Genomic DNA, 26,493 nt, shown 5'->3' with positions numbered 1-26,493 from the left:
TATGGAGTTTGGTCTACCCGAAGACAACAACAAAATATCGCTTACTAGATTTGAGTCTATGCTCAAAACCAATAATGTTTTATTTTTTGATTCAAACGAATTTGAAAATATCATTCATCATTATCTAGAAACTGGTAAAATAGCTTTAGCAAAAAAAGCTGTAAAATTAGGACTTGAACAGCATCCAACATCTATTAATTTAAAATTATTTCAAACTGAGCTTTTGGTCTTAGAACATAAGTTTGAAGAAGCCGATAGATTATTAGATGAATTGCATACTTTAGAACCATCTAATGAAGAAATATATATTCAGAAGGCTAATGTTTTATCTAAGCAAGACATGCATGAAAAAGCAGTCAATACGCTTTTAATTGCCCTAGATTTAGCAGAAGAAGATGAAGGTATTAGTGATTTATATGCACTTATTGGTATGGAGTACTTATTTCTAGATCAGTTTGATAATGCAAGAATTTATTTCAAAAAGTGTTTAAGCATAGACAAAGAGGACTATTCTGCACTTTATAACGTTATTTACTGTTATGATTTTCTTGATGAAAACGAAGGAGCCATTACGTTTTTAAATACCTATATAGATACAAATCCATATTGTGAAGTAGCTTGGCATCAATTAGGACGTCAATATTTCACAACCAAAGATTATGATAAAGCACTTGCAGCATTTGAATTTGCTATTATTTCTGATGATAGTTTTGTAGGTGCTTACCTTGAAAAAGGAAAGGTTTTAGAAAAGAAGAAATTATACCATGAAGCCATTGATAATTACAAAATCACATTAGCACTAGATGAACCTACTTCATTTGCCTTATTGCGAATTGGTTATTGTTATGAAAAATTAGGAGAAGATGATTTAGCTGTTCAATATTTTTATAAAACAGTTCATGAAGATCCTTTACTAGATAAAGGATGGATTGCAATTACAAAATTTTACAACAAACAGAAAAACTATCAAAAAGCCTTATTTTATATTAATAAGGCCATAAATATTGATGCCGAAAATGTCATCTATTGGAAACTCTATGCGCAAATTAATTTGCGTCTAAACTTCTTAGAAGAAGCCGAACGTGGGTTTAAGAAAACTTTAGATTTAGGTAATTATGAATTACAAACATGGTTATCTCGTGCTGATGTTCTTATTAAATTAGGTGAATATGAAGCATCTGTTCTTAATTTAATTCAAGCAGCAGAATTTCACCCAGAAACTGCAGAAATTGAATTTCGTTTAGCTGGATTACATTTTACGCTTCATGAAAATAGTAAAGGGCAATACCATCTTAAAAATGCACTTCTTTTAAATAGTGAGTTTGATTTTATTTTGGATGAACTATTTCCTACCATGCTCAATAAACCTTCTGTGCAACAACTCATTTCTCAAGCAAGAAAATAGTTTCATTGTACTTATCTGTTTTTAGAAATCATTCTTTTGAAGTAAGAAAATACTCGAGTATCTTTCATACCTTTACATTTCATATTTCTACATAGAATGCAAAGACAACTTAAAGATTATATTTTGATCACATTAAAGGGAATCGCTATGGGAGCTGCAGATGTTGTTCCTGGTGTTTCAGGAGGAACCATTGCCTTTATTTCTGGTATTTATGAAGAACTCATAGAAAGTATTGACAACCTAAACCTCGGCATATTTAAGACATGGAAACAACATGGATTTAAAACTGCTTGGGAAACAATAAATGGCTCATTCCTTCTAGCCTTATTTTCGGGGATTGCCATTAGTATTTTATCATTAGCAAAACTCATTAAACATTTATTACATAACGAGCCAATTGCATTATGGTCATTTTTCTTTGGGCTTGTTTTAGCAAGCATACTATTTATAGCAAAACAGATAAAACATTGGTCACCAAGTATTATCGTGGCAATTATTATCACGTCAATTCTGTCTTATTGTATCACATTGGCAGAACCTTTTGCATCGCCAGATAGCTCAATGTATCTTCTGTTTTGTGGTTTTATAGCCATTATAGCAATGATTCTACCTGGTGTTTCTGGCGCCTTTATATTATTAATATTAGGAGTTTATGAGACTGCAATAAATACTATAAATAATTTAATGGAAGGTATTAGCACAGGAAATTTCGAAATGCTAAAAGATGCCTTATTTAAATTTTTTCTTTTAGCTATTGGAGCAATTATTGGGCTTAAGGTGTTTTCTAAAATTTTAAATTGGATGTTTAAACACAAGAAAAATCTAACTTTGGCTATTCTCACTGGGTTTATGATTGGTTCACTAAATAAGATTTGGCCATGGAAAAAAGTCCTCAAAACGCGTATCAATTCCGAAGGATTAGAAGTTACTGCACTAGATAAAAGTATTCTTCCTAGCTCTTATATTGGCGACTCACAAATCATTACAGCAATAATTCTTGTAGTTGTTGGATTTGGAACCATACTTGTTTTAGAACGCTTAGGCAATAAAAAACCTCAAGCTTAATGCAAAGCACAAGAACACTAAAAGACCGTATATTTTTAGTTATTAAAGGACTAGCAATGGGAGCTGCAAATAAAGTTCCTGGAGTTTCAGGTGGTGTTGTCGCATTTGTTGCTGGATTTTATGAAGAGTTTATATATTCTTTACAGCGCGTAAACAAAACAGCATTTAAATTGTTATTTAATGGGCGCTTTAAAAGTTTTTATAGATATATCAATGGCAAATTTTTGGGTTTATTATTCCTAGGAATGATTATAAGCTATTTTAGTGTTTCAAAAATTCTCGATTACTTTATAGAAAATTATGAATTATATGTTTGGAGCTTATTCTTCGGAATGATCATTGGTTCAATATATTATATCAATAAAGATTTTAAGGATTGGAATTACAAAAGTATTCTTGCTCTTGCTATAGGAATTAGTTTAGGTATTGCCATAAGTTTTTTAGATCCTGCAATGGAAAACGATAATTTAATTTTTGTGTTTTTCTGCGGAATTATAAGCGTTTCTGGTATGACATTACCTGGCTTTTCTGGATCATTTATTCTCATTTTATTGGGTAATTATGTATTGCTATTAGTAGATTCTGTAAATGCCCTATATGATACATTTGCAGATATATTCTCAGGAGATTTTAACTTTGTGCAAAATGAAATCAGAATGCGATTATTAAAAGTTCTTGGAATGTTTACCCTAGGTTCTATAACAGGACTTGTTACGTTTTCACACCTGCTAAATTATGTTTTAAAGCATTACAAAAACATTACCACAGCCTCAATAATAGGGTTTATCATTGGATCATTAGGTGTTGTTTGGCCATGGAAAAATACCATATACAAAACGAGTGAGTCTGGAGAATTATTATTTGATTCTCAAGGAGAAAAAATTATCTCCAATTATGAACGCTTTTTGCCAGAGTTACAATCTGAAACCTATTTTGCTATAGGATATATTATATTAGGAATATTGATTGTACTCGCATTAGAGAGGTATGGTCAACGCACAAATAAGATACATGACTAGATTAGGATTATTAGGAAAGAATATTTCATATTCATTTTCTCGAGGCTATTTTTCCAAGAAATTTGAAGATGAACAACTGGCATTTACATATGAGAATTTTGATTTGGAATCTATAACAGAATTTCAAGACTTAATTAATAATAATCCTGATGTTACTGGTTTGAATGTCACTATTCCGTATAAAGAACAAGTAATACCATATTTGGACTCATTAGACAAAAAAGCAAAAAAGATTGGAGCGGTAAATACGATTACAATAGACGCTAAAGGTGCTACAAAAGGATATAATACAGATTGCTATGGGTTTAAAAAATCTATTCTACCTCATATCAAAAAACACCATAAAAGAGCACTTATCCTAGGAACTGGTGGCGCTTCAAAAGCAATAGCATATACGTTAAAGCGTTTGAAAATCAAATATGAATACGTATCGAGAACTAAAAAACCGGGTGTAAAATTCACCTATGATACGCTAACAAAAAATGAGATTTCAAAGTATAAAATCATAATTAATTGTACACCAATTGGTACGTATCCAAATATTGAAGATTGTCCAAACATTCCTTATGACGGTATTTCAGAGAAGCATTTATTGTATGATTTAATCTATAACCCAGACAAGACTAAATTTTTGCAACATGGTTACCATCAAGGAGCTCAAATTGTAAATGGGTATGACATGCTAGTTTTTCAGGCAGAAAAAGCATGGCGTATTTGGGATTTAACATCTTAAATAGAACTATTATTATTAGTCCTTCTTTTTTGTAAATCAGTCGCTTGTTAGTATATTAGCCTTCTAACAAAAAACATTGAAAGATGTCTGAGAATGATAACCTGCAAGAAGCAGACGGAAACACTAAAACAAATACTCCTGAAACGCCTCAACCTATCGAAGACGCACAAACGCCCAACGAGACTATTTCAGAAGAGATAATTAAAGCCTCTGACACCGTAGAGACTGTTGTTGAAGATACTACTGAAGTTGTATCAGAAACCGAAGAAACAATTGTAGAAGAGACTCCTGAAACTATTGATGATACTGTTGGTGAAGTTGAGAACATTTTAGAAGTAGTAACGGAAGATATTAAGGAAGCAACTACTGTAGTTGAAGACAAGAAAGCTGATTCCCATGTTGAAGAAATTGAAGAGGCTAATGCCGAAGATGCGGAAGATGAAGAAAATGTTGAACGCCACACGCTAGAATCAAAGGACTACCATTCTATGTCAATGGAACAATTAACTATCGAACTAGAGCATTTAATTGAAAGGCATAAGATTCAGAATATTAAAACTCAAGTTGATGAAATCAAAGCTGAATTTAATTCAAAGTTTGATGCTTTACTTGATGAGAAAAAAGAAGAATTCATAAGCGAAGGTGGTAATGAAATTGATTTTTATTATTCCTCACCAGTTAAGAAGCGTTTTAATGGAGCGTTTAAGAATTATAGAACATCCTTAAATGCGTATTATAAAGAACGTGAAAATAATCTAAAAGCCAATCTTGAAAAGCGCTTAAGCATCATTGAGGAAATAAAAGGTTTGGTAAATGCTGAGGAAAATATCAATACAACATACAAGCATTTTAAAGATTTACAAGAACAATGGCGAAATGCAGGCCCTATTCCAAGAGATCGCTATAATAATGCATGGAATTCTTATCATCATCATGTAGAAATTTTCTATGATGTTTTACATCTTAATCGTGATTTGCGCGATATGGATTTCAAACATAATCTTGAGCAAAAAACAAAAATTATAGATCGTGCTGAAGAATTGGCAAAAGATGATAATATTAATCGTTCATTTAGAGAATTACAAGTCTTGCACAAACTTTGGAAAGAAGATTTAGGACCAGTAGCTAGGGAGCATCGTGATGAAATATGGGAACGTTTTAGCAATGCTACCAAAACGATTCATGATAAGCGTCAAGCATATTATGCAGATTTAGATAAAGCTCGTGAGGCTAACTTGATAAAAAAAGAAGAAATTATAGGGAAAATTGAAGAGGTTGCGGCAGACACTTCAAATTCTCATCAAGCTTGGCAAAAGAAAATTAAAGCGATTGAAACTTTAAGAGAAGAATTTTTTAATGCAGGTAAAGTTCCTCAAAAAGTAAATGAGCAAACTTGGTCCAAATTTAAAGGAGCGGTTAGAAACTTTAATAGAAATAAAAACGCATTCTATAAAAACCTTAAGAAGGATCAATATGATAATCTTGAGAAAAAGAAAGCATTAATTCAAATTGCAATTGACAACAAAGACAATGACGATTTTGCCGCTACCACGCCATTAATGAAGAAAATTCAGAATGATTGGAAAAAAATTGGCCATGTACCAAGACGTGATAGTGATAAAATTTGGAAAGAATTTAAAGGCGCTTGCAACGCTTATTTTGATAGGTTACATGCTGAAAGAAATGAAGCAAATAAAGAATTAATGGCTGCTTATGAGCAAAAATCGGCAATGTTAGAAGAGGTGAAGTCTTTAGAATTAACCGGTAAACCAGATAAAGACATTGTTACTATCAAAGAAAAAATTACTGCATGGAAAACTATTGGTCATGTCCCTCAAAATAAGCGCTATATTGATGGGAAATTCAATAAAGCCTTAGATGCTCTATTCGGAAAACTTGACATGGATAAAGAAAAACTAGAAATGATTAAGTTTGAAAATAAATTGGAAGGTTTATCCCAGCCTAACGATACAAGACTACTAGATAACGAACAAAATTTTATTAGAAAGAAAATTTCTGAAATAAAAGGAGAAATTAATCAGCTAGAAAACAATATGCAATTCTTTTCAAATGTAGATGAAAGTAATCCACTTGTAAAAGATGTGATAAAAAATATCGACAAACAAAAGAAAGGGCTTGCTATATGGGAACAGAAGCTAAAAAAGATTAGAAGTATGTATTAATCTATAACTTCTTATAATATAAGAGACCATCTTAAATAGATGGTCTTTTTTTTTATTTAACTCTATTTAATAAATAGTAATCATAATTTTAATGCTTAAAATCATTAACTTTAAATCATGAACGAACTTATAGAAAAGTTTTACAAAGCCTTTAACGAACTTGATGCCGATACGATGGCTTCATGTTATCATAAAGATATTACATTTGAAGATCCTGCCTTTGGTGTTTTATCAGGGCAACATGCAGGTAATATGTGGCGAATGCTATGTAACTCTCAAAAAGGAAAAGATTTTAAAGTAATTTACTCCAATATTAGGTCTAATAATAATACAGGAAGTGCACATTGGGAAGCATTTTATGAGTTTAGTAAGACTGGACGACCTGTCCACAATAAAATTGAAGCAACATTTGAATTTAAAGATGGGAAAATCATTAAACATACTGATATTTTCAATCTACACAAATGGGCGAAACAAGCTTTAGGATTAAAAGGGTTTCTACTAGGAGGCACTAAGTTTTTTCAAAAACAACTAAATTCACAAACCAATAAACTTCTATACAAGTTTGAGAATACATTATAATACAAAAAAGCTACTATGATGGTTCTTAGTAGCTTTTGTAATAATCAATATCTGTTTCTTTTTAGGGACCTAAGTTTACTTTATGTTTCAGTATTTGATTACAATTTTATTATTTCAAAATGCGTGCCAAAATCAAATCATAATAGAAAAACTTACTATGAGTTCTGGATATTCAAAAACACCTCTTGCCAAAAAATTAGGACTTAAATCTGGATATTCATTTTTATTATTTAATGCTCCCAAGTATTATTTTAATTTATTTGAAAACATCCCAGAAAATTTAATAGAACTAACAAGTGTTAAAAATAAATCTGCTGATTTCATCCACTTATTCTGCACTTCTTTACAGGAATTAAATACTACAATAGACACCTTTAAACCTGCACTTAAAATTAATGGAACACTTTGGATAAGCTGGCCAAAAGGTAGCAGTAAGATTATTACAGATTTGCGGCGTGAACCCATAAGAAACTTAATACTTAATACAGGCTTAGTAGATGTTAAAGTTGCAGCAATTGATAAAGACTGGAGTGGTTTAAAATTTGTTTACCGACTTAAAGATAGAGTCTAAGAATACTCAGGTTTTTTCCCAACAACACCTTTATAGAAGGATTTCATAAATTTAAAATCGGCATCCACGTCATCTGTTGGATAAAACGGTTCGGATACATGATTTTGTTTATTCTCAAAATCTAAAGTGAACATAATTATTGGAACATTGGCTGTTTTAGCGATATAATAGAAACCTGTTTTCCAATGCTCAACTTTTTTTCGCGTACCTTCTGGAGCGAGTGTTAACCTAAACTCATCTTTACCTTCAAATAATTTAGCGATAGCTTCAACTTTGTTTTGACCAGAAGTGCGATCTAAAGGTGCGCCTCCAACTGCTCTAAAATAATACCCAAATGGCCAAGTGAATAATTCTTTTTTTCCTACGAAGTTTGTCTTAACATTAGAAACTTTACGCAATAGTATACCAATTAAAAAATCATACCAACTGGTATGAGGCACTGCAATAATAACAGCTTTTTTTATGGTGTCTTTAGAAAAATTAGTGTTGCCTGTGATGTTCCAACCCCAAAGTTTAAAATAGATAAATCGTGCTAACCATCGCATACCTACATTTTTTTATACAAGGACTTAAGCTTATCTCTTGTAATCACTTGTTTCCATTGTTTCCCAATGGCATTCTCCCATAAGGGTTCAAGGCTTAAGGCTACATCAATCATTGTATCCAATTCATCATCATGCAAGTTTGCACATATACCTCGTGGTAATTCAATCCCATGTTTTTTCTTCATAGATTTGAATAAGGCAACACCTTCTGGATAAAATTCTTCTAGATGATCAAAAACGATACAGTTTCCTATACCGTGTTTTGTTCCTAACAAGTAAGACAATCCATAACTCATAGCATGAGCTACTCCAACTTGGGAATATGCAATACTCATACCTCCATGCCAAGAAGCCATCATGAGTTTGTCTTGAGCTTCTTCTTCACTAAGAGACTTGTTATCCATGAATATTTCTTCACAAAGTGCAAATGCCTTTTCTCCATAACTTTTACTAAAGGCATTTAGATAGGTTCCATTAAGGGATTCTATACAATGAATATAACAATCCATACCTGTATAAAACCATTGATGTTTTGGAACACCTTTCGTTAATTCTGGATCGAGAATAACTTGATCAAAGGGTGTGTAATCTGAGTTGATTCCTAATTTCTTTTCTGGACCAGTAAGTACAGTTGTTCGTGAAACTTCTGCACCAGTTCCAGAAATTGTTGGAATACCTACATGATAAATAGCTGGAGTTTTAACTAAATCCCATCCTTGATAATCTTTAGCTTCACCTCCATTTGTTAACATAATAGATATGGCTTTTGCAAGATCAAGAATGGTTCCTCCTCCAATGCCAATTATTCCTGAAGGTCTATCTTTGTGAGTGACAATAATTTGCTCAACCAATTCATCAACCTGAGATGTTTTAGGCTCGTTTTCAGCAGAGATATATAAAAGTTGATCATCATACGCTAAAGGTATTCTAGCAGTAATTTCTGAATTACCTTTAAACACATCATCAACCAAAAAAATAAATGGTGCTTTCCTATTTAGTCGTTTAGGTTCTATAATCTCCCCTAACTGATTAAAACTGCCACGTCCAAAAATTACTCTGGACACCATTGGATAATTTTTATAACTCATTTATTTGTCTTCGTATAACAAAAATAAAAACATAGTTGGATATATCTTTACATATTCAAATAATGTTCGTTTTTTTTCAACTGTATCTTTATTTAACGTTTTTTATTTTAATATATCGCACAGTTCAATTAAGCTCGATATTGTTTTATATTTATTTGATTCAGCGTCATTAACACTTACTTGTTCATGTAACCAAGTGGTATGAAAAGGAACATGTACTGCTTTAGCACCTATGTTGACTAGGGGCAAAATATCAGATTTCAATGAATTCCCAACCATCAAAAATTCTTCAGGCATAATATCTAAATGATTCAATAATTTAGAATAGTTAGTCTCTTTCTTGTCACTTAACACTTCTATATGATGAAAATAAGCCGTTAGTTTTGATTTTTCAAGCTTTCGTTCTTGATCTAGCAAATCTCCTTTAGTAGCTAAAATTAAACGATAAGATTTGGATAAGGCTTTAAGTGTTTCCTCTACACCAACTAGCAATTCTACAGGCTTATTAAGCATCTCTTTACCAATATCTAGAATTTTACTAATCGTATTATGAGACACGGTATGATTTGATAATTCTAGAGCCATTTCAACCATGGATAACACAAACCCTTTAACTCCATAACCGTATAAAGGAAGGTTATCCATTTCCTTTTTAAATAATTCTTGGTCAATTTTATTGGCAGTTTCGTAAGGAGCCAATAATTTGGCAAATTCTAGTTCGGCTTCACGAAAATAAGTTTCATTAACCCATAACGTGTCGTCTGCATCAAAACCGATAACTTTTATATGTTGATAGTCACTACCCAATTATTTCCAAAGTTTTTTTGCACGTTCAAGGTCTTCAGGTGTGTCAATTTCAACACCTTCAACTGAGGTTTCTACCATTTTAATACGCTTACCATATTCCAAGTATCGTATACATTCAATTTTTTCGGTAGCTTCAATAAATTGCATTGGTAACTCATAAAAATCTAACAATGCTTCTTTTCTAAAGGCATAAATTCCTTTGTGTTTGAAATATCGAGCTCCTGCTTCTTTATCACGAGGAAATGGAATCGGACTTCTTGAAAAATACAATGCAAAATTATGTTGATCTACAATCACTTTTACTGTATTTGGGTTGTTGATTTCTTCCCAATCGTGAATTTCTACCATTAAAGACGCTAAATCAATGTGTTTATCATGGTCATCTTTAAATACTTCCAATACTTTCTCAAGGCTTTCTCGTTCTGTAAACGGCTCATCTCCTTGGACATTAACTACAATATCTACATCCAAGTCGGCTACAGCTTCTGCTATTCTATCACTCCCAGACTCATGCTCTTTTTTACTCATAATAGCTTTACCACCATTAGCCGTAATTTCATCAAAAATAATTGAACTATCAGTCACTACATAAACATCATCAAACAATTGAGTGGCTACTGTTGCTTCATACGTTCTTAGAATAACCGTTTTTCCGGCTAGATTCTGCATAAGCTTGCCAGGAAATCGAGACGCACTATATCGCGCAGGTATCATTGATATTATTTTCATTTGATCAATATAACTTGAAAATCAAAAATATAACTTTTAAAGGACTTTAAGACTTACTTCTTTTAATCTTTTTATAAACTCTAAAGATGAAATATAAAATAACTAGAACAGCTATAAATGCTAGAACGGGAACGAATAAAGACATAATAGACATCACAACAGAAGTACCTGTCTCTACAGTAGATATAATTGGATTTGCAACACCTCCAGTAGTGGCAGTTGATGTTAATCGTGTAACACCTGAGCTTCCAGCCACAGCAGCAGCTGTACCTCCTCCAGCAATAATAGCCAATGCCCATGTAATGACAGGACTCAAATCGGCAACTGTTGATACCATTACAGCAGTACCTGCAATAGTAGCTAATGGGATAGCAATAGAATCTAAAAGATTATCTATGTAAGGAATATAATATCCAAATATTTCAACCAAAGTAGCAACACCCAAAGTTACTACAGTAGCTAAACTCCCTATCCACTCCCAAGACTCATTAAGTTCCCAAAGGTTAAAATATGCTGCAAGGCTTAATGCAAAAAGCGGCACAAATACACGAAAACCAACAGAAGCAGATAATCCAATCCCTAAAAATATACTAATAATAGTTTCTGTTGTCATAAAAAAATTTATTAATTATCTTCAAAGAATTCATCTTTAAAACCAATAAGATACAACTTTTCTGTAGCTCTTGTCGCAGCTGTATACAACCAACGCATATAATCTCTATCAATACCATTTGGCAAATAAGGCTGTTCTACAAAAATGGTATTCCATTGACCACCTTGAGATTTATGACAAGTAATTGCATAAGAAAATTTCACCTGAAGCGCATTAAAATGTTTATTCCCTTTGATCTTTAAAAACTTCTTATAATTTGACGTTTCGTCTTCATAATCTTTTTGGACTTCTTGATACAGTCGATTGCTATCTTCATAAGTAAGCGAAGGTGTTTCTGCCTCAATGGTATCGAGCAACAAAACAGTTTCAAAAGGGCGCATCTTTGGATAATCAACCATTTGAACTTTTACTTCTGCAAAACGAAACTCATATATCGTTTGAATCGAAAAAATCTCCAAGACTTGAATAATATCTCCATTAGCTATAAATCCAGCTTCTGTAGTGGGCTTTATCCAGAAATAATTATTTTTTACTACCATCAAAAAATCACCAACAGTAAGCTCATTTTCATTGAATAAAATTCGGTTTCTAATTTGCTGATTATATAAGTTTGCTCTTTTATTACTACGTACTATAATTGCTGTATCTTCATGTCCGTGCGTACTGTATGAATCATTAATTGCATCCATGATTTCATGACCATCAATCAGTCTTATAATATCTAAAAACCCATTAAGGTTAAACTGAAATGATTCATAAAAATCATGCTCCAAAACTTCTCTCATTCGTGTAGCATTACTCAAAATACCTGAATCTTGATTTTGTCTTACAACTTCATCTAATTCTATCGAAGTTACACGTTTATTATAGTTTAAATCTAGTTTATCATGATCTAAAGCTGGAGAAAAATCTGATTTTACTGGAGGTAATTGAGCTTTATCACCTATTAATAGGAGTTTGCACTTGTGTCCAGAATATACAAATTGTATTAAATCATCTAATAAAGATGTACTTTCAAAATTTTTAGAATCGGTTGGAGTATCTGAAATCATAGAAGCTTCATCTACTATAAAAATGGTATTTCGGTGTTTATTAGGTTGCATAACAAATTTGACACCTCCTCCTCTATCTTTCTTCGGAAAATAGATTTTTTTGTGAATAGTAAACGCTTCTTTTTTCGAATAATTTGAGATTACTTTAGCGGCTCTACCAGTTGGAGCCATTAAAACAGCACTTTTTTTTGTTTCCCATAAATTAGAAACTAAGGTCCCTATGATACTAGTTTTACCTGTTCCAGCAAAACCTTTCAGCAAGAACAATGCGTTAGGTGAATCATCAAACACAAACTGCGCTAACTGCTCTAAAGCAACTAGTTGCATAGTCGTTGGCTCGAAAGAAAACTTTTTAATAAGTAGTTTATAAAAATCTGATGACGTCATATTCATAGCTCAAAAGCAAATGAAAACGCAATATAACATTTAATGCGATAATGTTTTTATGTATTTACATCACAAATTTTGTTATAGAATTTGAAAGTAATTTTATATCTTTCAACTTTGATTGATTTTTGTCTACAATATTTTAACCAATAAAAAAAAATTGTAGATTTGCGTAACTCCTTAACAAAATAAAAAAACTAACTATGTTAACAATAATTCTTGTAGTTGTCGGCCTTATCTTACTAACCATTGGTATTGTTTGGTTAATTGATAGGTTTGTTCCTAAAAAACTTAAACCAATTCTCAATCTTGTATTGTGGGCCTTAATTTTCTTTTTAGGATATCTTACATTCATGTCTGTTTATGGTGAAATTCAATTTAACAAAATTAAAGATGACCGTTATAAAACAGTAATTACAAAATTAAAAGACATTAGAGAGGCTCAATTGGCACATAGAACTGTTAATAAAAATTTTGCTGGTAATTTTGACAATCTTATCAAATTTGTAGATACTGCGCAATTTACAATAACTCAGCGTAGAGACTCTACGATTATTGATGAGGAACTAACACGTCGCTTTGGTGGTGTTGAAACAACTAAAGATATTGTTATTATAGATACATTAGGTTTTGTTTCTGTAAAAGACTCCTTATTTGGTGCTGATAACCGCTACAAAACAATGATGAATCTTCCTGAAGGAATTGGTCCGGCCGGATCTAAATTTAATCTTAAAGCAGGAATGTTAGATGATAGTAATATTGCTGTGTTTGAAGCTTGGGTCGATAAAGATGTAATCTTACATGATCAAGACAAAAATTTAGTAGCAAAAGAAAAGGAAGTAATGTCAGTAGATGGTGTTAACGGTCCTAAAATACAAGTAGGTTCTATGACAGAAGCTGACACTGGTGGAAACTGGCCTAAAAACTTAAGTAAAGACTAAATTGAAACAAAATAGTATAAAAGCATTGTCCATTCAAATTCGTTTGAGTGGACTTTCTTTTTGCATTCTAAATCGTAACACTAATACCATTGAGTTGCTTAAACACGTTTATTTGGAAAAAAAAGCGACACCGTTTGAGCTGCTAAATGAATTAAAGACCGTAATAGAATCGCATCCTGACTTTGAATACGCATTTGATTCTGTAACGTGCATCTATCAAAACGAATTGTCTTGTCTGGTTCCAAGAGCTTTATTTAACGAAAATAATTTAGCAGACTATTTGAAATTTAATGCGAAAATATTGAAAAGTGATTTTATTAGTTATGATGAATTATCAAAAAGCGATGCCGTAAATGTATACGTCCCTTTAGTAAATATAAACAACTATATATTTGGTAGGTTTGGTAGTTTTGAATACAAACACTCTTCAACTGTTCTTCTAGATACATTGTTACAGTTAGGATCAAAGTTTTCTGAAGATAAATTGTATATTAATGTAAATACATCAACATTTGAAATGGTTTATATTAAGGCACAACAGTTAGTGTTTTACAATACTTTTGAGCATCTCACTAAGGAAGACCTTATTTATTATGTACTATTTACTATGGAACAACTAAAGCTGGATCCTGAAATCATTAAAACTGTACTTTCTGGTAAGATTGAAAAAGATGATGAATATTATAATATCCTCTATAAATATATACGATTTGTAGATTTCGCACACTCCAATCATAATTATATATCTAAGGATAATACAGTAAAAACTAAAAACCATAAAGACTATATTTTATTAAACAGTTTTAGCTAATGCGTATTATTTCTGGGCTATATAAAGGGAGACGTATAATTGCTCCAAAAAAACTACCTGTGAGACCTACTACTGATATGGCAAAGGAGTCTCTATTCAACATTTTAAATAATCAGTATTATTTTGATGATATTTCAGTATTAGATTTATTTGCCGGAACAGGAAATATCAGTTATGAATTTGCATCGAGAGGTACTGAAAACATTACTGCTGTAGATGTACACTACGGTTGTATAAAATTCATCAACGAAACAGCAAATCAATTTGACATGGCTATTTCTACAGTTAAGAGTGATGTGTTTGCATTTTTAAATAACTCAAAACTCCAGCACACGATTATTTTTGCTGATCCTCCATATGATTTCCCACTAGAAGAGTTTGCGAGAATTCCTCAATTGGTATTTCAAAATGATTTATTAGAAAATGACGGTTTACTTGTTGTTGAGCATTCTAAACACACCAATCTATCTGATTTAAATCACTACTCGCACTCCAAAAGTTATGGTGGTAATATGTTTAGCTTTTTCAGGTAAAAATACCTATCTATCAGATTACGTAAATCATCGCTAACACTAAATTCTTATTTCTCTTTTCTTTGTAGGGTAAATCCCAATTTTATTTTTTGTTTAACTTATAGGTCTTCAATTCTGAGTATTCACTCGATTCAAACCTATAAATTGCCCTCCAATTTACATTGTACTATCTATCATTTGATGTGGTTAATTATTGGCTATTAATGCAATCAACATATTAACTTAAATCAATTATTATGAAAACTTTAAAAACAGGATTAGTATTACTAATCACAATGATTTTTGCTGTGAATTTTGGCAATTCACAAGACACACCAACCATGTTTGTTGTCCATACAGACAATGTGAAATTTGAAAAACTACCACAATATGAAAAAGCTGCCAAAAGTTTAAAAGACAATTGTGCTAAACATGATATTAAAGGTCTAAACTGGACAGCTATAAGTATTGAAGATGGTAGATATGTATATGTATCTCCAATTAAAAGTATGGCCGACTTAGATAATGACCCTATGGCGCCTCTTTTTGAAAAAATGGGTAAAGAAGCTGCTGAAAAACTATTTAGTGACATGAATCAATGTTATGACTCACACAGCAATGCAATTGTACACCATTCTCCAGATTTGTCATATATTCCTGAAGGCTACAGTTCAGAAGGCAAAAATCATAGAGAATATCATTTTTTATACTATCCACCTAAACATGGAAAAGCTATGAAAGAAGCTATGATGAAAGTCAAAGAATTATTTGAATCTAAAGGGATTAAAAATGGCTATAATGTATATCATAGTGGATTTGGTAGCGAAGAAAGCTATTATATGGTATCTATCGCTGGAAAAGATGATGTCTCTATAGCTATGGGAGGTCAAGAAAATGACAAACTCTTTGGAGATGATAAAGGTCCAACATTTTTCAATGTCATTAAACTAACATCTAAATATGACCAAGTTGAAGGTGATATTAGACCAGATTTAAGTTACAATCCCTCTAATTAATTAAGAAAAAAACAAGAAAACCCTTTACGGAGTGTAAAGGGTTTTTTATACATAAGTAAATCTATAAGCCGAATCCTGTATACTGACACATCTTGTCAGTATCCTTATCATTTATCTATATTTACTGTTACCAGTAAACTTTAGCTGCCTACCCTCTAGCATCGTGCGTGCACACTCAAACACTAGTATACATGACATTGCACCACATAGAGTTTACCTGATTTCACTACAGCATAACCTGTACATTCTTTCTGTTGCACTTTTCCTCACCTTTCGATGGATGGCTGTTAACCACTATGATTGCACTATGGTGTTCGGACTTTCCTCCATCTCGAAAAAACGAGACAGCGATAAGGCGATTTACTTGGGCTCAAAAGTACAATAATCTTTAAATTTTTGTTATATTGAAATACCTGAAATATATAATTTTTGATTATGAAAAAAACAATACTGGTATTCTGTATGGCATTAATATGCTTCAATACTTCAGCTCAAATGGGAGTGCTTGGAAAAAAAGCAGCAAAACAAATAGAACTATTGAAAGACCGAACTATGTTGGTCGTTCTCTGGGATGACGACGAACTAGATGGCTATAATGAAAACATAAAAAAAGCTATTGACGACGTTTGGACCTTTTCTAATGACATAAAATATGTAACAAAAGATGAATGGCGAGAACTTTCAAAAAACAAAGATGAGCGTGAAAAATACACGAATCTTTATTACACAACAAAAATGTTAAATGCTAATGCTCCTAATCATAGTTTAGTGTTTGGTCTTCTAGAAAAAAAGGTGTCTACTCATTTTATTTTTACTCCAAAAGTTGGGCTTGCCGATCTTATGCTTTCTCTTAAAAACATGCAGCTAGATCTTGAAATTGGAAACAATTACAAGAAAGTAGTTAAAGAACAAAGAACAAATTTTATCAATTACGCAAAAGATAATTTGCCTAATATGACGTTGTATATTGATAAAGATATGGTTACAAAAAAACTTATTAAAAATATTGAAAAAACCTATCCATATCCATACAAGCTAGTGAGTTATGAAGACATTAATGCAGCTATTTTGAGTAAAGATCCAAACGTTTTATTCATTAGAGAATTTGTAAAAGCGCAACGTCCAATGACCAAAACAAGAGAAACTGCAAATAATGTAGCTTATTCAAAAATGGGAAGTATGAATTTCGCAATGAAAATGCTCTATAGAACCTCAGATCTAAAACTTGTTGGCGGAACTGGACCTGGTGATAAAATAGATATCAAAGATTTAGAAATGTTACTAAAGGTTATGAAAATGTAATTATATTTCATTATGTCGACCTTGTTAATAACTCAAGAAAACAAAGCTCAAATTAGAATTAAATTTGAGCTTCTTTTTTTAAATTTGTTATTCTAAGTTTTTAAAATGGAACATTTCGTAGTATCGGCACGTAAATATAGACCACAAACCTTTAAGGATGTTGTAGGACAGCAGGCTATTACGAATACCTTATTAAACGCTATTGAAAATAATCATTTAGCTCAAGCCTTGTTATTTACTGGCCCGAGAGGTGTTGGAAAAACCACATGTGCCCGTATTTTAGCTAAAATGATTAATAGTGATGGAACAGAAACAGAAGATGAAGATTTTGCTTTTAATATCTTCGAGTTAGATGCAGCATCGAACAATTCTGTAGATGATATTAGAAGTTTAACTGATCAAGTAAGAATACCTCCTCAAGTTGGTAAATATAAAGTCTATATTATTGATGAAGTCCATATGCTTTCTCAGGCAGCATTTAATGCGTTTCTTAAAACTTTAGAAGAGCCGCCAAAACATTGTATTTTTATTTTAGCAACAACAGAAAAACACAAAATTATACCTACAATTCTCTCGCGTTGTCAAATTTTTGATTTTAAGCGCATCACTGTTAAAGATGCTAAGGAATATCTCAAATATATCGCCCAAGAACAAGGTGTGAATGCCGAAGACGATGCATTGCATATTATTGCCCAAAAAGCAGATGGTGCAATGCGTGATGCCTTGTCTATTTTTGATCGAGTGGTTAGTTTTTCGGGGAAAGAGCTTACCAGACAAGCCGTTACTGAGAATTTAAATGTTTTAGATTACGAAACTTATTTTAAAAGTACCGACCTAATTTTAGACAATAAAATACCTGATTTATTAATTCAGTTTAACCATACTTTATCTAAAGGTTTTGACGGTCATCATTATATTGCAGGATTAGCATCGCATTTTAGAGATTTATTAGTCTGTCAAAATGAAAAGACCATTGAATTACTCGAAGTTGGTGAAGATACTAAAACCAAATACCTAGATCAGTCTCGAAAAGCACCTCACAGCTTTCTAATTAAAGGCATTGCCTTAGCAAATGATTGTGATTTAAAGTATAAATCAAGTAAGAATCAGCGCTTACTTGTTGAACTTTGCCTTATGCAGCTTGCCTCTATCACTTTTGATGGAGAAAAAAAAAATAGCAAATATTACATAATTCCGCCATCCTATTTTAAAAACAAAGGCGTTACACCAATTCCAGTCGTTTTACCCAAAACAGATACATCTTCAGCTCCTATTATTGAAAGTAAAATTGAAGAAGATTCTGATAATAGTTCTAAAACGACAGACACTGTTACGACAGAAACCCAACCAACGCATCCAAAAATAAATTTATTAAAGGATAAACGTACATCTGGTCTATCCCTAAAAAGTATTAAGGCAAAAAAAGAGCATCAGATCCGACAAATGGAAGTCGTGATTGATACTGAAGACTTACCAACAGAACCATTTACAGAAGAACAGTTTAACGAAGCTTGGAATGGTTACATCCAATTATTACATAAAAAAGGCGAAAAAATCATGGCCTCTATTTTAGAAATGGGAAATCCAATACTAAAAGACACCATAATACAATTGGAATTTCCTAACGATACCTTACGTGTTGAATTGGAACGTGCTCAGTATCCATTAATGGAGTTTATACGTAAATCCTTGATGAATTATGATATTAAGCTTGACATAAAAGTCAATGAAGAAATTGCAAAAAAATATGCATTTACTACCCAAGAGAAATACGAAAAGCTAAAAGAAAAAAATCCAAATATTGAAGTACTTAGAAAAACATTTGGATTAGATATTTAATTGATTGTTATGAAAAAAATTAGTTTAGCAATTGTCTTAATTTCTGTGTTGATTACGATGTCTTGTGATAAAAGAACTAGTAAAAAAGAACGGTTAGAAAATGCTATCTCTGAGTTTAACAAAAACCTTAAATTAGACAATATAAAATCTTATTTTCCAAAAGATTACATAGAAATAAAAACAGATTCAATAGTATCTCATACTTTTAAAGTTAACATTCGCAATTACACTTCTAATCATAAAGAAATCTTATTAAAAACATCTATAAAAAATCATCAGACTATTTCAGAATACCATCGTAGTTTTGAATCTGAGGTAATAGTATCAGTTAAAGATAAAATCATTTTTAAGCAGCTTATTTCCGCTGAAAAATTTAGAGATTTTGCACCTTCTTTATTTTGGAATACCGCAACACTAGAGCATGTTTGGGTGAATCAGTATAAATCGACTGCTGAAAAATTATCCTTAGGTATATCATTTATTAATCCAATTAATGACTCTTTCAAACTATATGAGATGCAAATTGATAGTCATGGAAATCAACGTTTAACACTAATTGAGGAACAAAGTTAATAGCATGTTAGGATTAAAACTACCAACAGATCCACGTTGGGTAAATATTGTTGAAAAAAACATAGAAGAAATTCTTACAGATCATGCCTATTGTGAGCAAAAAGCTGCCAGTACTGCTATTTCATTGATTGTAAGTTTTCCTGAATACACAGAGCTTGTAACAGAAATGACTGCTCTTGTTAAAGAAGAAATTAGTCACTTCAAAATGGTTCACGACCGTATCATTGCAAATGGTTGGGTGTTAGGACGCGATAGAAAAGATGATTATGTATTACAATTACTAAAATTCTTTCCCAAGGGAGGAAGTAGAACCGACCAACTCGTCCATAGATTACTATATGCAGCTTTAATAGAGGCAAGAAGTTGCGAGCGATTTAGGTTGTTATCTGAAGAATTAGAAGATAAAGAACTGGCTGCATTTTATAGAAATTTAATGGTAAGTGAAGCTAACCATTATACCATGTTCTTGGGTTTTGCAAGACAATATGGTAATAGAGAGGTTGTAGACAAAAAATGGCAAGAACTTCTTGATTTTGAAGCTAATATTATGAAAGACTTAGGAAAAAGTGAAACCATTCACGGATAATTTTCTTACATTGTATATAATTTCAAATCTATAGTCTATGAGATACCTCTACTCTATCATTCTACTTTTATTTACTTTCAATCTATCTAGCGCTCAAGAAGAATTACTTTTAGGGCAATGGTATGTAGATCATCTTGTTGTAGATAATATGCAGCACAACAACTATTACAATGAAGCCTATATTTTTGATGTTACATTTACTTCAAATATTGGTTCTTCAAACAGTTATTTATCCTATGAAGGCAAAGGATCATGTAATTCGTTCTCTGGTGATTATACAGTAGATGATTCTACAATAACAATACACAGTATGAACATAACATTAGTTGACTGTGTTCCTACACCTCGTGGACTCTATGAGCAAATGTACATCGATGTTTTAGGTGGAAATATAGCATTACCAAATACTCTTAATTATACTATCTCCAATGAAAACAATCAGGAGGTATTAACCGTCACAAATCCAAACACAGGAGATTATGTTGTTTATGGCAAAGTTCCTCGAGAAGCAATTTTAGTTCAAACGTGGTATTTATCACATATTGAAACACCTGGAAATCCTACTATTTATGTTCCTACAAATGAAGTGCCAACCTTAGTTCTAACTAATGATGTTGATCCGATTTCGTTTAGAAACTTAGCTGATGGTTATGGTGGAGAATGTAATAGTTTTTCTTCAGAATATGATTGGAGTCTTAACTCAAGTGGCGATTATATACAATTGATTGGATTTAGTCAAACCCTTGCAGATTGTGGAGCAACAGATTATGAAGACATTTATTTTGAAATACTTGGTAATATCACTAATAACTATTCAGCTTTTGAAATTTCTGAAGATGGCTCTACCTTAACCTTAACCGATTTGTTGGGTGCTCAGTTAATTTTTGGTGATGTTGCTTTATCTATTGATGAAAATAAGATAAGGTCAGAAATTAGCTTAAAAAAGAATCCAATAACAACTTCAATTGAGCTAAATACCACAAATGAATTACATAATGCCAAATTTGAAATCATTTCTATTCAAGGCCAAATTGTAAAATCGGGTAAGCTAAAGTCAAATAACATCTCTACAGATGAATTGAATTCTGGTTTATATTTCTTATCGATAAAGTCTGAAGGATTCATATCTAAAAACATCAAATTCATTAAAAAGTAAATAAAAAAAGCTTCAGTATAAACTGAAGCTTTTTTTATATTTTATTTTAACCTTTAGATTTAAATTTTAATTCCAAACCCAAATTGAAACGTTGTGTTTTGTGCTTCTAAACCTGCAACATCTTCATCTAATATATTACTTAACCCATAATGTACACGAGCGTCAATAAATAACTCATCGTTTATCATGTATTCAATACCTCCAATACCAGAGAACGTGAATGTTGAAAATGCATCTTGATCTTTCCAAGTTTTCAAACTTACCATTGGGCCAACGCCTAAAGTAAATTTTTCCCCAATTGCAAAACGAGCCATAATTGGCATTTGCAAATAATCTGCTCTTAAATCGTCAGCTTTAGCTCCTTCAGCAGAATATTGAAGCTCAAGATAAGTAGAAAAATTCTCAGTAATACCATAATCTAAAAATCCGCCAAAAGCAAATCCGTTTCTATGTTGGTTACTAAATGTAGCGTCTGGGTCAAAATCTAAATTAGAGATATTAACACCCGCTCTAACACCATAACTTACCTCTTGAGAAAAAGACAAGGTAGTAATGGAAAGGAATAAAAAGGTAAGTACTATTGATTTCATTTGCATAAATATTTAATTAAGGTTCTCTCAATACATGAGATTAATATCAAAATTATGCTAGTTCGTAGCAAAGATTTGAGGAGGCTAATATATAATGAAAATTAAAAAAACAAAACAAATATTGGCTATTACACCTAAAAAGACGCTAAACTGACTAATTATTAGAGGCTTATACTAGAAACAGTATTATAATAAACACTTTTAATAATTCCATCAGATAATCCTATTTTAGGCACATAAATATCTTTGGCGCCACTCCATTTCATAGCAGACAAGTATATTCTGGTTGCAGGAATAATTACATCTGCACGATCTTGATTAAGTTCAAGTTCTGTTATTCGCTCTTCATATGAATAGGTTCGTAATTTATTGTAATAAGAAGTTAAATAAAAATAAGTCAATGGTTTCCCCATTGATTTCCCAGAGATCTTAAATATTTTATTAATATTTCCACCAGAACCTATCAGTTCTATACGATCAAAGGGTTTTGTTTGTGTCTTAATCCAATCTTCGAGCTCCAGCCATGTTTCTTTATTTACAATATTATTTAGTAGCCTAACGGTTCCTATTTTAAATGATTTTGAAGCTTTTGTTTTTCCGAGGTGAATCACAGTAAATTCTGTGCTTCCTCCACCAACATCAACATACAAATACGTCTTATCTTCCTTCATATAGGAATGTAAATCTGTAGCTGCTATAATTGCTGCCTCCTCTTCACCATTAATAATATCAATATTGATATCTGCTTGTGTTGCAATTAACTCCACCATCTCCTTACCATTATTAGCCTCTCTCATAGCTGATGTAGCACAGGCTTTATAAGTTACTACCTTATGAGATTTCATTAATAGCTTAAACGCAGTCATTGTATCTAACATGCGTTTCTTGTTATCGTCGGAAATTTCACCATTTAAAAACACGTCAGCTCCAAGTCTGATAGGTACTCGAACAAGCGAAGTTTTTTTAAACTTTACAGGTTGTCCTTCTTGCTCAATAATACTTGAAATTAATAAACGTACAGCGTTAGATCCTATATCTATTGCTGCGTATTTTTTTATGGCTAACATATTAGGAATTCAATTGGTCTTTAAAATATTCGTAAAGAGCAAACTGTGCTCTTACCTTGGGCTTATCATTTTGGCGATAGGCATTGCTTTGAGTTTCATCAATGACTCTAGCTTTTACATTATCACTCCAGCAAATATCGAAAATATCTAGCAATTGTTGCTTAATATCCTCTTGATAGATTGGACAACTAACTTCTACTCTATTTTCAATATTGCGTGTCATCCAATCTGCAGAAGATATATATACTTTAGTATCATCATTATTACAAAACACATATAATCTAGTATGTTCTAAAAATTTATCAATAATACTAATGACTTCTATATTCTCACTCATTCCTTTTACACCAGGAATTAAGCAACAAATCCCACGCACTATCATTTGTATTTTTACTCCAGCACGACTAGCCTCATATAACTTGTCTATCATTTTATAGCTGGAAATACTATTTAATTTTAACTTAATAAATGCAGGTTTTCCTTGTCTTACATTTTCAATCTCCGTATCAATTAAAGCAAAAAGTTTAGACTTAGTATAATGAGGTGATGTAATGATATGCTTATAGCGGTGAATTCGATAATTAGTATCAAAGAAATTAAAGACTTTATTAATATCCTTTAATACCTTTTGATTGGATGTAAATAAAGTAAAATCTGTATAAATTTTAGCTGTAGATTCATTGAAATTACCAGTACTAATGAACCCGTAACGCTTTAAGTTATTATTTTCTTCTCGCTCTAAAACACAAATCTTACTATGAACTTTAAGTCCAGATACACCAAACAACAAGTTAACACCTTCATCCTGCATTTGTTCTGCGTAATCTATATTGGCTTGTTCATCAAATCGAGCTCTCAATTCTATTACAACTGTAACTTTTTTACCATTTTTAGCAGCATTTATTAATGAACTTGCTATGTGTGAGATTTGAGCTAATCTATAAATAGTAATTTTTATAGTCTTTACTTGAGGATCAAGAGCTGCTTCTCGCAAAAACTTTACAACATAAGAAAACGTCTGATAAGGCGTATGTAGCAAATAATCTTTATCTGATATTGTACTAAATATACTATGTTGTAAGCTAAGTCCTTTTACTTTTAAAGGATCTATTTTTTTATATAGTAAATCTTTACGGCCGAGACTTGGGAATCCCATATAATCTCTTCTATTGTGATATCTTCCACCAGGAATAACACTATCTTTAGAATCTATACCCATTTTGGACATTAAATACTCTAGTGTTTCTTTATCAATTTTTTTATCGTAAACAAATCGAACAGGATCACCTATTTGTCTGTCTTTTACACTATCTGATATTTTCTCAATAAAACTTTTACTTAAATCACTATCAAAATCTAACTCACCATCTCGAGTGATTTTAATCATATTCGCAGAAATTTTACTATAGCTAAAAATATTAAAAATATCATTTAGACAATATCTCAATAAGTCATCTAAAATCATAATAAAACACTTATCGCCTTTACTAGGTAAAACAACAAAGCGTTCCATGGATTTCGATATTTCGATCAATGCAAATTGATTTTTCTGATTATGCAATTCCATTTTTACAGCTAAGTATGCTGCACTATCTTGTAAATGAGGAAGTTCAACCATGTCATTTAAGATGATGGTAACCAAAGCAGGGCTCACTTGCTGAATAAAATAATTTTTTATGAATGCATGCTGTTCTTCATCAACCTGAGTTTCATCAATGATAAAGATGTTCTCGTTTTCCAGCTTGTTTTGAATGTCATTTAAAATATCTAGGCTTTTACTCTGCTGCTTAATCACAACTTGAGTGATAATATCTAATAAATCTGCAGCCTTAATACCCAATTGGCTTTTACCAGCTTTACCTGCTTCATCAATTCGTTTGACGGTTGCATAACGTACTTTGAAAAATTCATCAAGATTATTTGAAAATATTCCTAAAAACCGAAAACGTTCAATCAAAGGAACATTTTCATCTCTCGCTTCTTGCAAAACGCGTTCATTAAATTGAAGCCAGCTCAATTCTCTATTTATATAAGTGTTTTTATCTTTTGTCATTTATTTAAGATCTCTAGGAAAAATCATTAATTGTGTTACTCCTTTATTTAATTCTGTCCACGAATTTATTTCAAATTCAAGAACAACCAAGCCGCTTGTAGGCAAATTATCAATAAAAGTATCACCAAATATATTGCAAATCGACGTGAATGCATGATTATGACCAAAAATCATAACATTTTGATAATTTTCATTTAAATCTTTCAAAAATCGAATAACATTTTCCCCTCCGAAATCGTATAAATCTTCAATAATTTTCAGATTTCCAGTATTGAACCCCAAATTTTTAATAAAAATCTTACAGGTTGTCAAAGCTCTATTTGCAGGGCTAGAAAAAACAATATCTGGCATTAATAACTTGTTTTTAAAAGCTTTAGAAACGAGCATAGCATCGTTAAATCCTCGCTTTTTCAATGGTCTTTCTCTATCAGAAACATTATGTTTCCATGAGGATTTTGCGTGTCGTACTAGTATAATTCTTTTCATTTATATTCGATTAAATGCAATTTTTACCGATAAAATGTTGCATATTTCCGTTTTAACGAGTATTTTGCCCTCTTTAACATTTAAATTTGTCAAAGGTATTTGTTATCAGTTCATTTGTTTAGTTAAATTAATGTTTAATGACCCCAAATCAAAAATATATTAATATATCCATTTACCACACATTGGTTACCAATGTTCTTCCCTCAAAAAATTGGACATCTGATAAAGGTCAAAAGACTTAAAGCAGTTACAATTATTTTAAATTAAAATCGCTAAGCGAAGTTATAGTTAAATATATTACTATGAAAAAAATTACGACGATAATACTAGTTTGTGTTGCAACGCTATTTACGTATGGACAACAAACTCTTGAGTTAAAGGTAAAAAAGTCATCAGATGCACCAAATACAGCTTCTGAGCACTTATACCTTATAGAGGTTATTAACTCATCTGGTAAAGATCAAAAATTTACTATTGTTTCAGAAAACAAAGCTTGCGAAAACATTCAGCAATCAAAACAAGTACTTCTAAAAAATCAAGTATTAAATGCTCAAAACAATGGAACGTTTAACTCTGGAATTGTCGAAGGAAAAAGTTCAAAAGATTTTTATATTAAAGTTTCACGAAATTCAGACACTGCATTAGGAACATGGAATTGTATTGAAATTCGGGCTATTTCTAGTAATGCAAAAACAATCAGCAATACGCTCACTATAAAATCCCAAATCCCAGATCCAAAAAATTTCAACTAGTCTTATTGACTAGTTAATTAACAAACTGTT

The 26,493-nt window shown here is 31.7% G+C and carries 27 protein-coding genes and 1 other RNA gene; 17 read left to right on the top strand and 11 right to left on the bottom strand.

What is annotated here, in order from left to right; genetic code table 11:
* The first annotated feature begins 1 nt into the window (after nt 1).
* The 7 genes from ACTU6T_RS13785 to ACTU6T_RS13755 all read left to right on the top strand — a co-directional run bounded on the left by ACTU6T_RS13785 (nt 2) and on the right by ACTU6T_RS13755 (nt 7,558).
* The gene (locus ACTU6T_RS13785) at nt 2–1,405 is read left to right on the top strand and encodes a tetratricopeptide repeat protein (protein ID WP_460218777.1); all 1,404 of its coding nucleotides are present in this window, start codon (nt 2–4) and stop codon (nt 1,403–1,405) included.
* 96 nt (nt 1,406–1,501) lie between these two features.
* A complete protein-coding gene (locus ACTU6T_RS13780) occupies nt 1,502–2,470 on the top strand; it encodes a DUF368 domain-containing protein (protein ID WP_460218776.1) in 969 nt (322 codons plus the stop codon).
* A complete protein-coding gene (locus tag ACTU6T_RS13775) occupies nt 2,470–3,489 on the top strand; it encodes a DUF368 domain-containing protein (protein WP_460218775.1) in 1,020 nt (339 codons plus the stop codon). Before ACTU6T_RS13780 ends, ACTU6T_RS13775 begins: the two co-directional genes overlap by 1 nt.
* On the top strand, nt 3,482–4,222 hold the full coding sequence (locus tag ACTU6T_RS13770; protein ID WP_460218774.1) for a shikimate dehydrogenase family protein: 741 nt from the start codon (nt 3,482–3,484) through the stop codon (nt 4,220–4,222). The genes ACTU6T_RS13775 and ACTU6T_RS13770 overlap by 8 nt, the downstream gene beginning before the upstream one ends.
* 83 nt (nt 4,223–4,305) lie before the next feature.
* Nucleotides 4,306–6,405 carry a DUF349 domain-containing protein gene (locus ACTU6T_RS13765; protein WP_460218773.1) on the top strand — a complete coding sequence of 700 codons (2,100 nt, stop codon included), beginning with the start codon at nt 4,306–4,308 and terminating at the stop codon, nt 6,403–6,405.
* Between the two features lie 117 nt (nt 6,406–6,522).
* A complete protein-coding gene (locus ACTU6T_RS13760) occupies nt 6,523–6,987 on the top strand; it encodes a nuclear transport factor 2 family protein (RefSeq protein ID WP_460218772.1) in 465 nt (154 codons plus the stop codon).
* A gap of 82 nt (nt 6,988–7,069) precedes the next feature.
* Nucleotides 7,070–7,558, top strand: coding sequence for a DUF3052 domain-containing protein (locus ACTU6T_RS13755; protein WP_460218771.1), 489 nt, complete (start codon nt 7,070–7,072; stop codon nt 7,556–7,558).
* Here ACTU6T_RS13755 and ACTU6T_RS13750 read toward each other — a convergent pair.
* The 6 genes from ACTU6T_RS13750 to ACTU6T_RS13725 all read right to left on the bottom strand — a co-directional run bounded on the left by ACTU6T_RS13750 (nt 7,555) and on the right by ACTU6T_RS13725 (nt 12,779).
* On the bottom strand, nt 7,555–8,103 hold the full coding sequence (locus ACTU6T_RS13750) for a 1-acyl-sn-glycerol-3-phosphate acyltransferase (RefSeq protein ID WP_460218770.1): 549 nt from the start codon (nt 8,101–8,103) through the stop codon (nt 7,555–7,557). The two genes, ACTU6T_RS13755 and ACTU6T_RS13750, sit on opposite strands and share 4 nt — an antisense overlap.
* A gap of 2 nt (nt 8,104–8,105) precedes the next feature.
* Nucleotides 8,106–9,170, bottom strand: coding sequence for an iron-containing alcohol dehydrogenase family protein (locus tag ACTU6T_RS13745; protein ID WP_460218769.1), 1,065 nt, complete (start codon nt 9,168–9,170; stop codon nt 8,106–8,108).
* Between the two features lie 123 nt (nt 9,171–9,293).
* Entirely contained in the window at nt 9,294–9,998 is a 705-nt protein-coding gene (locus ACTU6T_RS13740; protein ID WP_460218768.1) for an HAD family hydrolase, read from the bottom strand.
* The gene (kdsB, locus tag ACTU6T_RS13735; RefSeq protein WP_460218767.1) at nt 9,999–10,727 is read right to left on the bottom strand and encodes a 3-deoxy-manno-octulosonate cytidylyltransferase; all 729 of its coding nucleotides are present in this window, start codon (nt 10,725–10,727) and stop codon (nt 9,999–10,001) included.
* Nucleotides 10,728–10,773: 46 nt separating this feature from the next.
* On the bottom strand, nt 10,774–11,340 hold the full coding sequence (locus tag ACTU6T_RS13730; protein ID WP_460218766.1) for a DUF4126 domain-containing protein: 567 nt from the start codon (nt 11,338–11,340) through the stop codon (nt 10,774–10,776).
* An 11-nt stretch (nt 11,341–11,351) separates the two neighbouring features.
* Nucleotides 11,352–12,779: an ATP-dependent DNA helicase gene (locus ACTU6T_RS13725; RefSeq protein ID WP_460218765.1), complete on the bottom strand. Its 1,428-nt coding sequence runs from the start codon at nt 12,777–12,779 to the stop codon at nt 11,352–11,354.
* Between the two features lie 203 nt (nt 12,780–12,982).
* Between ACTU6T_RS13725 and ACTU6T_RS13720 the strand changes: the two genes are divergently transcribed.
* The 4 genes from ACTU6T_RS13720 (at nt 12,983) to ACTU6T_RS13705 (ending at nt 16,059) form a co-directional block, all read left to right on the top strand.
* The gene (locus ACTU6T_RS13720) at nt 12,983–13,720 is read left to right on the top strand and encodes a hypothetical protein (RefSeq protein WP_460218764.1); all 738 of its coding nucleotides are present in this window, start codon (nt 12,983–12,985) and stop codon (nt 13,718–13,720) included.
* 1 nt (nt 13,721) lies between these two features.
* Nucleotides 13,722–14,531 carry a DUF3822 family protein gene (locus ACTU6T_RS13715; RefSeq protein WP_460218763.1) on the top strand — a complete coding sequence of 270 codons (810 nt, stop codon included), beginning with the start codon at nt 13,722–13,724 and terminating at the stop codon, nt 14,529–14,531.
* Nucleotides 14,531–15,064, top strand: a complete 534-nt coding sequence (locus ACTU6T_RS13710) for an RsmD family RNA methyltransferase (RefSeq protein WP_460218762.1) — start codon at nt 14,531–14,533, stop codon at nt 15,062–15,064. The genes ACTU6T_RS13715 and ACTU6T_RS13710 overlap by 1 nt, the downstream gene beginning before the upstream one ends.
* Nucleotides 15,065–15,300: 236 nt before the next feature.
* Entirely contained in the window at nt 15,301–16,059 is a 759-nt protein-coding gene (locus ACTU6T_RS13705; RefSeq protein ID WP_460218761.1) for a hypothetical protein, read from the top strand.
* A 48-nt stretch (nt 16,060–16,107) separates the two neighbouring features.
* Here ACTU6T_RS13705 and rnpB read toward each other — a convergent pair.
* Nucleotides 16,108–16,426, bottom strand: an RNA gene (gene rnpB / locus ACTU6T_RS13700) — RNase P RNA component class A.
* A gap of 68 nt (nt 16,427–16,494) precedes the next feature.
* Here rnpB and ACTU6T_RS13695 point away from each other — a divergent pair.
* The 5 genes from ACTU6T_RS13695 (at nt 16,495) to ACTU6T_RS13675 (ending at nt 21,515) form a co-directional block, all read left to right on the top strand.
* Nucleotides 16,495–17,361: a hypothetical protein gene (locus tag ACTU6T_RS13695; protein WP_460218760.1), complete on the top strand. Its 867-nt coding sequence runs from the start codon at nt 16,495–16,497 to the stop codon at nt 17,359–17,361.
* A gap of 105 nt (nt 17,362–17,466) precedes the next feature.
* Entirely contained in the window at nt 17,467–19,200 is a 1,734-nt protein-coding gene (locus ACTU6T_RS13690) for a DNA polymerase III subunit gamma/tau (RefSeq protein WP_460218759.1), read from the top strand.
* 9 nt (nt 19,201–19,209) lie between these two features.
* Complete coding sequence (locus tag ACTU6T_RS13685) at nt 19,210–19,773, top strand: hypothetical protein (protein ID WP_460218758.1); 564 nt, start codon at nt 19,210–19,212, stop codon at nt 19,771–19,773.
* Nucleotides 19,774–19,777: 4 nt separating this feature from the next.
* Nucleotides 19,778–20,359, top strand: a complete 582-nt coding sequence (locus ACTU6T_RS13680; protein WP_460218757.1) for a MiaE family protein — start codon at nt 19,778–19,780, stop codon at nt 20,357–20,359.
* Nucleotides 20,360–20,396: 37 nt separating this feature from the next.
* Nucleotides 20,397–21,515, top strand: coding sequence for an META domain-containing protein (locus tag ACTU6T_RS13675; protein ID WP_460218756.1), 1,119 nt, complete (start codon nt 20,397–20,399; stop codon nt 21,513–21,515).
* 59 nt (nt 21,516–21,574) lie between these two features.
* Here the strand turns inward: ACTU6T_RS13675 and ACTU6T_RS13670 are convergent, their stop codons facing one another.
* The 4 genes from ACTU6T_RS13670 to ACTU6T_RS13655 form a co-directional block, all read right to left on the bottom strand.
* Nucleotides 21,575–22,105: a porin family protein gene (locus ACTU6T_RS13670; protein WP_460218755.1), complete on the bottom strand. Its 531-nt coding sequence runs from the start codon at nt 22,103–22,105 to the stop codon at nt 21,575–21,577.
* A 161-nt stretch (nt 22,106–22,266) separates the two neighbouring features.
* Nucleotides 22,267–23,172 carry a Ppx/GppA phosphatase family protein gene (locus tag ACTU6T_RS13665; protein WP_460218754.1) on the bottom strand — a complete coding sequence of 302 codons (906 nt, stop codon included), beginning with the start codon at nt 23,170–23,172 and terminating at the stop codon, nt 22,267–22,269.
* A gap of 1 nt (nt 23,173) precedes the next feature.
* On the bottom strand, nt 23,174–25,225 hold the full coding sequence (gene ppk1 / locus ACTU6T_RS13660; protein WP_460218753.1) for a polyphosphate kinase 1: 2,052 nt from the start codon (nt 25,223–25,225) through the stop codon (nt 23,174–23,176).
* Nucleotides 25,226–25,711, bottom strand: coding sequence for a SixA phosphatase family protein (locus tag ACTU6T_RS13655; protein ID WP_460218752.1), 486 nt, complete (start codon nt 25,709–25,711; stop codon nt 25,226–25,228).
* A 302-nt stretch (nt 25,712–26,013) separates the two neighbouring features.
* Between ACTU6T_RS13655 and ACTU6T_RS13650 the strand changes: the two genes are divergently transcribed.
* On the top strand, nt 26,014–26,463 hold the full coding sequence (locus tag ACTU6T_RS13650) for a hypothetical protein (protein WP_460218751.1): 450 nt from the start codon (nt 26,014–26,016) through the stop codon (nt 26,461–26,463).
* Nucleotides 26,464–26,493 lie beyond the last annotated feature (30 nt).

Source organism: Psychroserpens citreus, from assembly GCF_055686305.1.
The sequence above is the reverse complement of the archived record's forward strand: the minus strand, read 5'-3'. Positions and strand labels throughout refer to the sequence as shown.

Coding starts and splice junctions, on each gene's coding strand:
- ACTU6T_RS13725 (WP_460218765.1), bottom strand. CDS start 12,779: ATGACGTCATCAGATTTTTATAAACTACTTATTAAAAAGTTTTCTTTC.
- ACTU6T_RS13760 (WP_460218772.1), top strand. CDS start 6,523: ATGAACGAACTTATAGAAAAGTTTTACAAAGCCTTTAACGAACTTGAT.
- ACTU6T_RS13655 (WP_460218752.1), bottom strand. CDS start 25,711: ATGAAAAGAATTATACTAGTACGACACGCAAAATCCTCATGGAAACAT.
- kdsB (WP_460218767.1), bottom strand. CDS start 10,727: ATGAAAATAATATCAATGATACCTGCGCGATATAGTGCGTCTCGATTT.
- ACTU6T_RS13780 (WP_460218776.1), top strand. CDS start 1,502: ATGCAAAGACAACTTAAAGATTATATTTTGATCACATTAAAGGGAATC.
- ACTU6T_RS13685 (WP_460218758.1), top strand. CDS start 19,210: ATGAAAAAAATTAGTTTAGCAATTGTCTTAATTTCTGTGTTGATTACG.
- ACTU6T_RS13775 (WP_460218775.1), top strand. CDS start 2,470: ATGCAAAGCACAAGAACACTAAAAGACCGTATATTTTTAGTTATTAAA.
- ACTU6T_RS13755 (WP_460218771.1), top strand. CDS start 7,070: ATGTTTCAGTATTTGATTACAATTTTATTATTTCAAAATGCGTGCCAA.
- ACTU6T_RS13765 (WP_460218773.1), top strand. CDS start 4,306: ATGTCTGAGAATGATAACCTGCAAGAAGCAGACGGAAACACTAAAACA.
- ppk1 (WP_460218753.1), bottom strand. CDS start 25,225: ATGACAAAAGATAAAAACACTTATATAAATAGAGAATTGAGCTGGCTT.
- ACTU6T_RS13730 (WP_460218766.1), bottom strand. CDS start 11,340: ATGACAACAGAAACTATTATTAGTATATTTTTAGGGATTGGATTATCT.
- ACTU6T_RS13785 (WP_460218777.1), top strand. CDS start 2: ATGGAGTTTGGTCTACCCGAAGACAACAACAAAATATCGCTTACTAGA.
- ACTU6T_RS13695 (WP_460218760.1), top strand. CDS start 16,495: ATGAAAAAAACAATACTGGTATTCTGTATGGCATTAATATGCTTCAAT.
- ACTU6T_RS13665 (WP_460218754.1), bottom strand. CDS start 23,172: ATGTTAGCCATAAAAAAATACGCAGCAATAGATATAGGATCTAACGCT.
- ACTU6T_RS13745 (WP_460218769.1), bottom strand. CDS start 9,170: ATGGTGTCCAGAGTAATTTTTGGACGTGGCAGTTTTAATCAGTTAGGG.
- ACTU6T_RS13670 (WP_460218755.1), bottom strand. CDS start 22,105: ATGAAATCAATAGTACTTACCTTTTTATTCCTTTCCATTACTACCTTG.
- ACTU6T_RS13770 (WP_460218774.1), top strand. CDS start 3,482: ATGACTAGATTAGGATTATTAGGAAAGAATATTTCATATTCATTTTCT.
- ACTU6T_RS13720 (WP_460218764.1), top strand. CDS start 12,983: ATGTTAACAATAATTCTTGTAGTTGTCGGCCTTATCTTACTAACCATT.
- ACTU6T_RS13650 (WP_460218751.1), top strand. CDS start 26,014: ATGAAAAAAATTACGACGATAATACTAGTTTGTGTTGCAACGCTATTT.
- ACTU6T_RS13750 (WP_460218770.1), bottom strand. CDS start 8,103: ATGCGATGGTTAGCACGATTTATCTATTTTAAACTTTGGGGTTGGAAC.
- ACTU6T_RS13710 (WP_460218762.1), top strand. CDS start 14,531: ATGCGTATTATTTCTGGGCTATATAAAGGGAGACGTATAATTGCTCCA.
- ACTU6T_RS13690 (WP_460218759.1), top strand. CDS start 17,467: ATGGAACATTTCGTAGTATCGGCACGTAAATATAGACCACAAACCTTT.
- ACTU6T_RS13680 (WP_460218757.1), top strand. CDS start 19,778: ATGTTAGGATTAAAACTACCAACAGATCCACGTTGGGTAAATATTGTT.
- ACTU6T_RS13675 (WP_460218756.1), top strand. CDS start 20,397: ATGAGATACCTCTACTCTATCATTCTACTTTTATTTACTTTCAATCTA.
- ACTU6T_RS13705 (WP_460218761.1), top strand. CDS start 15,301: ATGAAAACTTTAAAAACAGGATTAGTATTACTAATCACAATGATTTTT.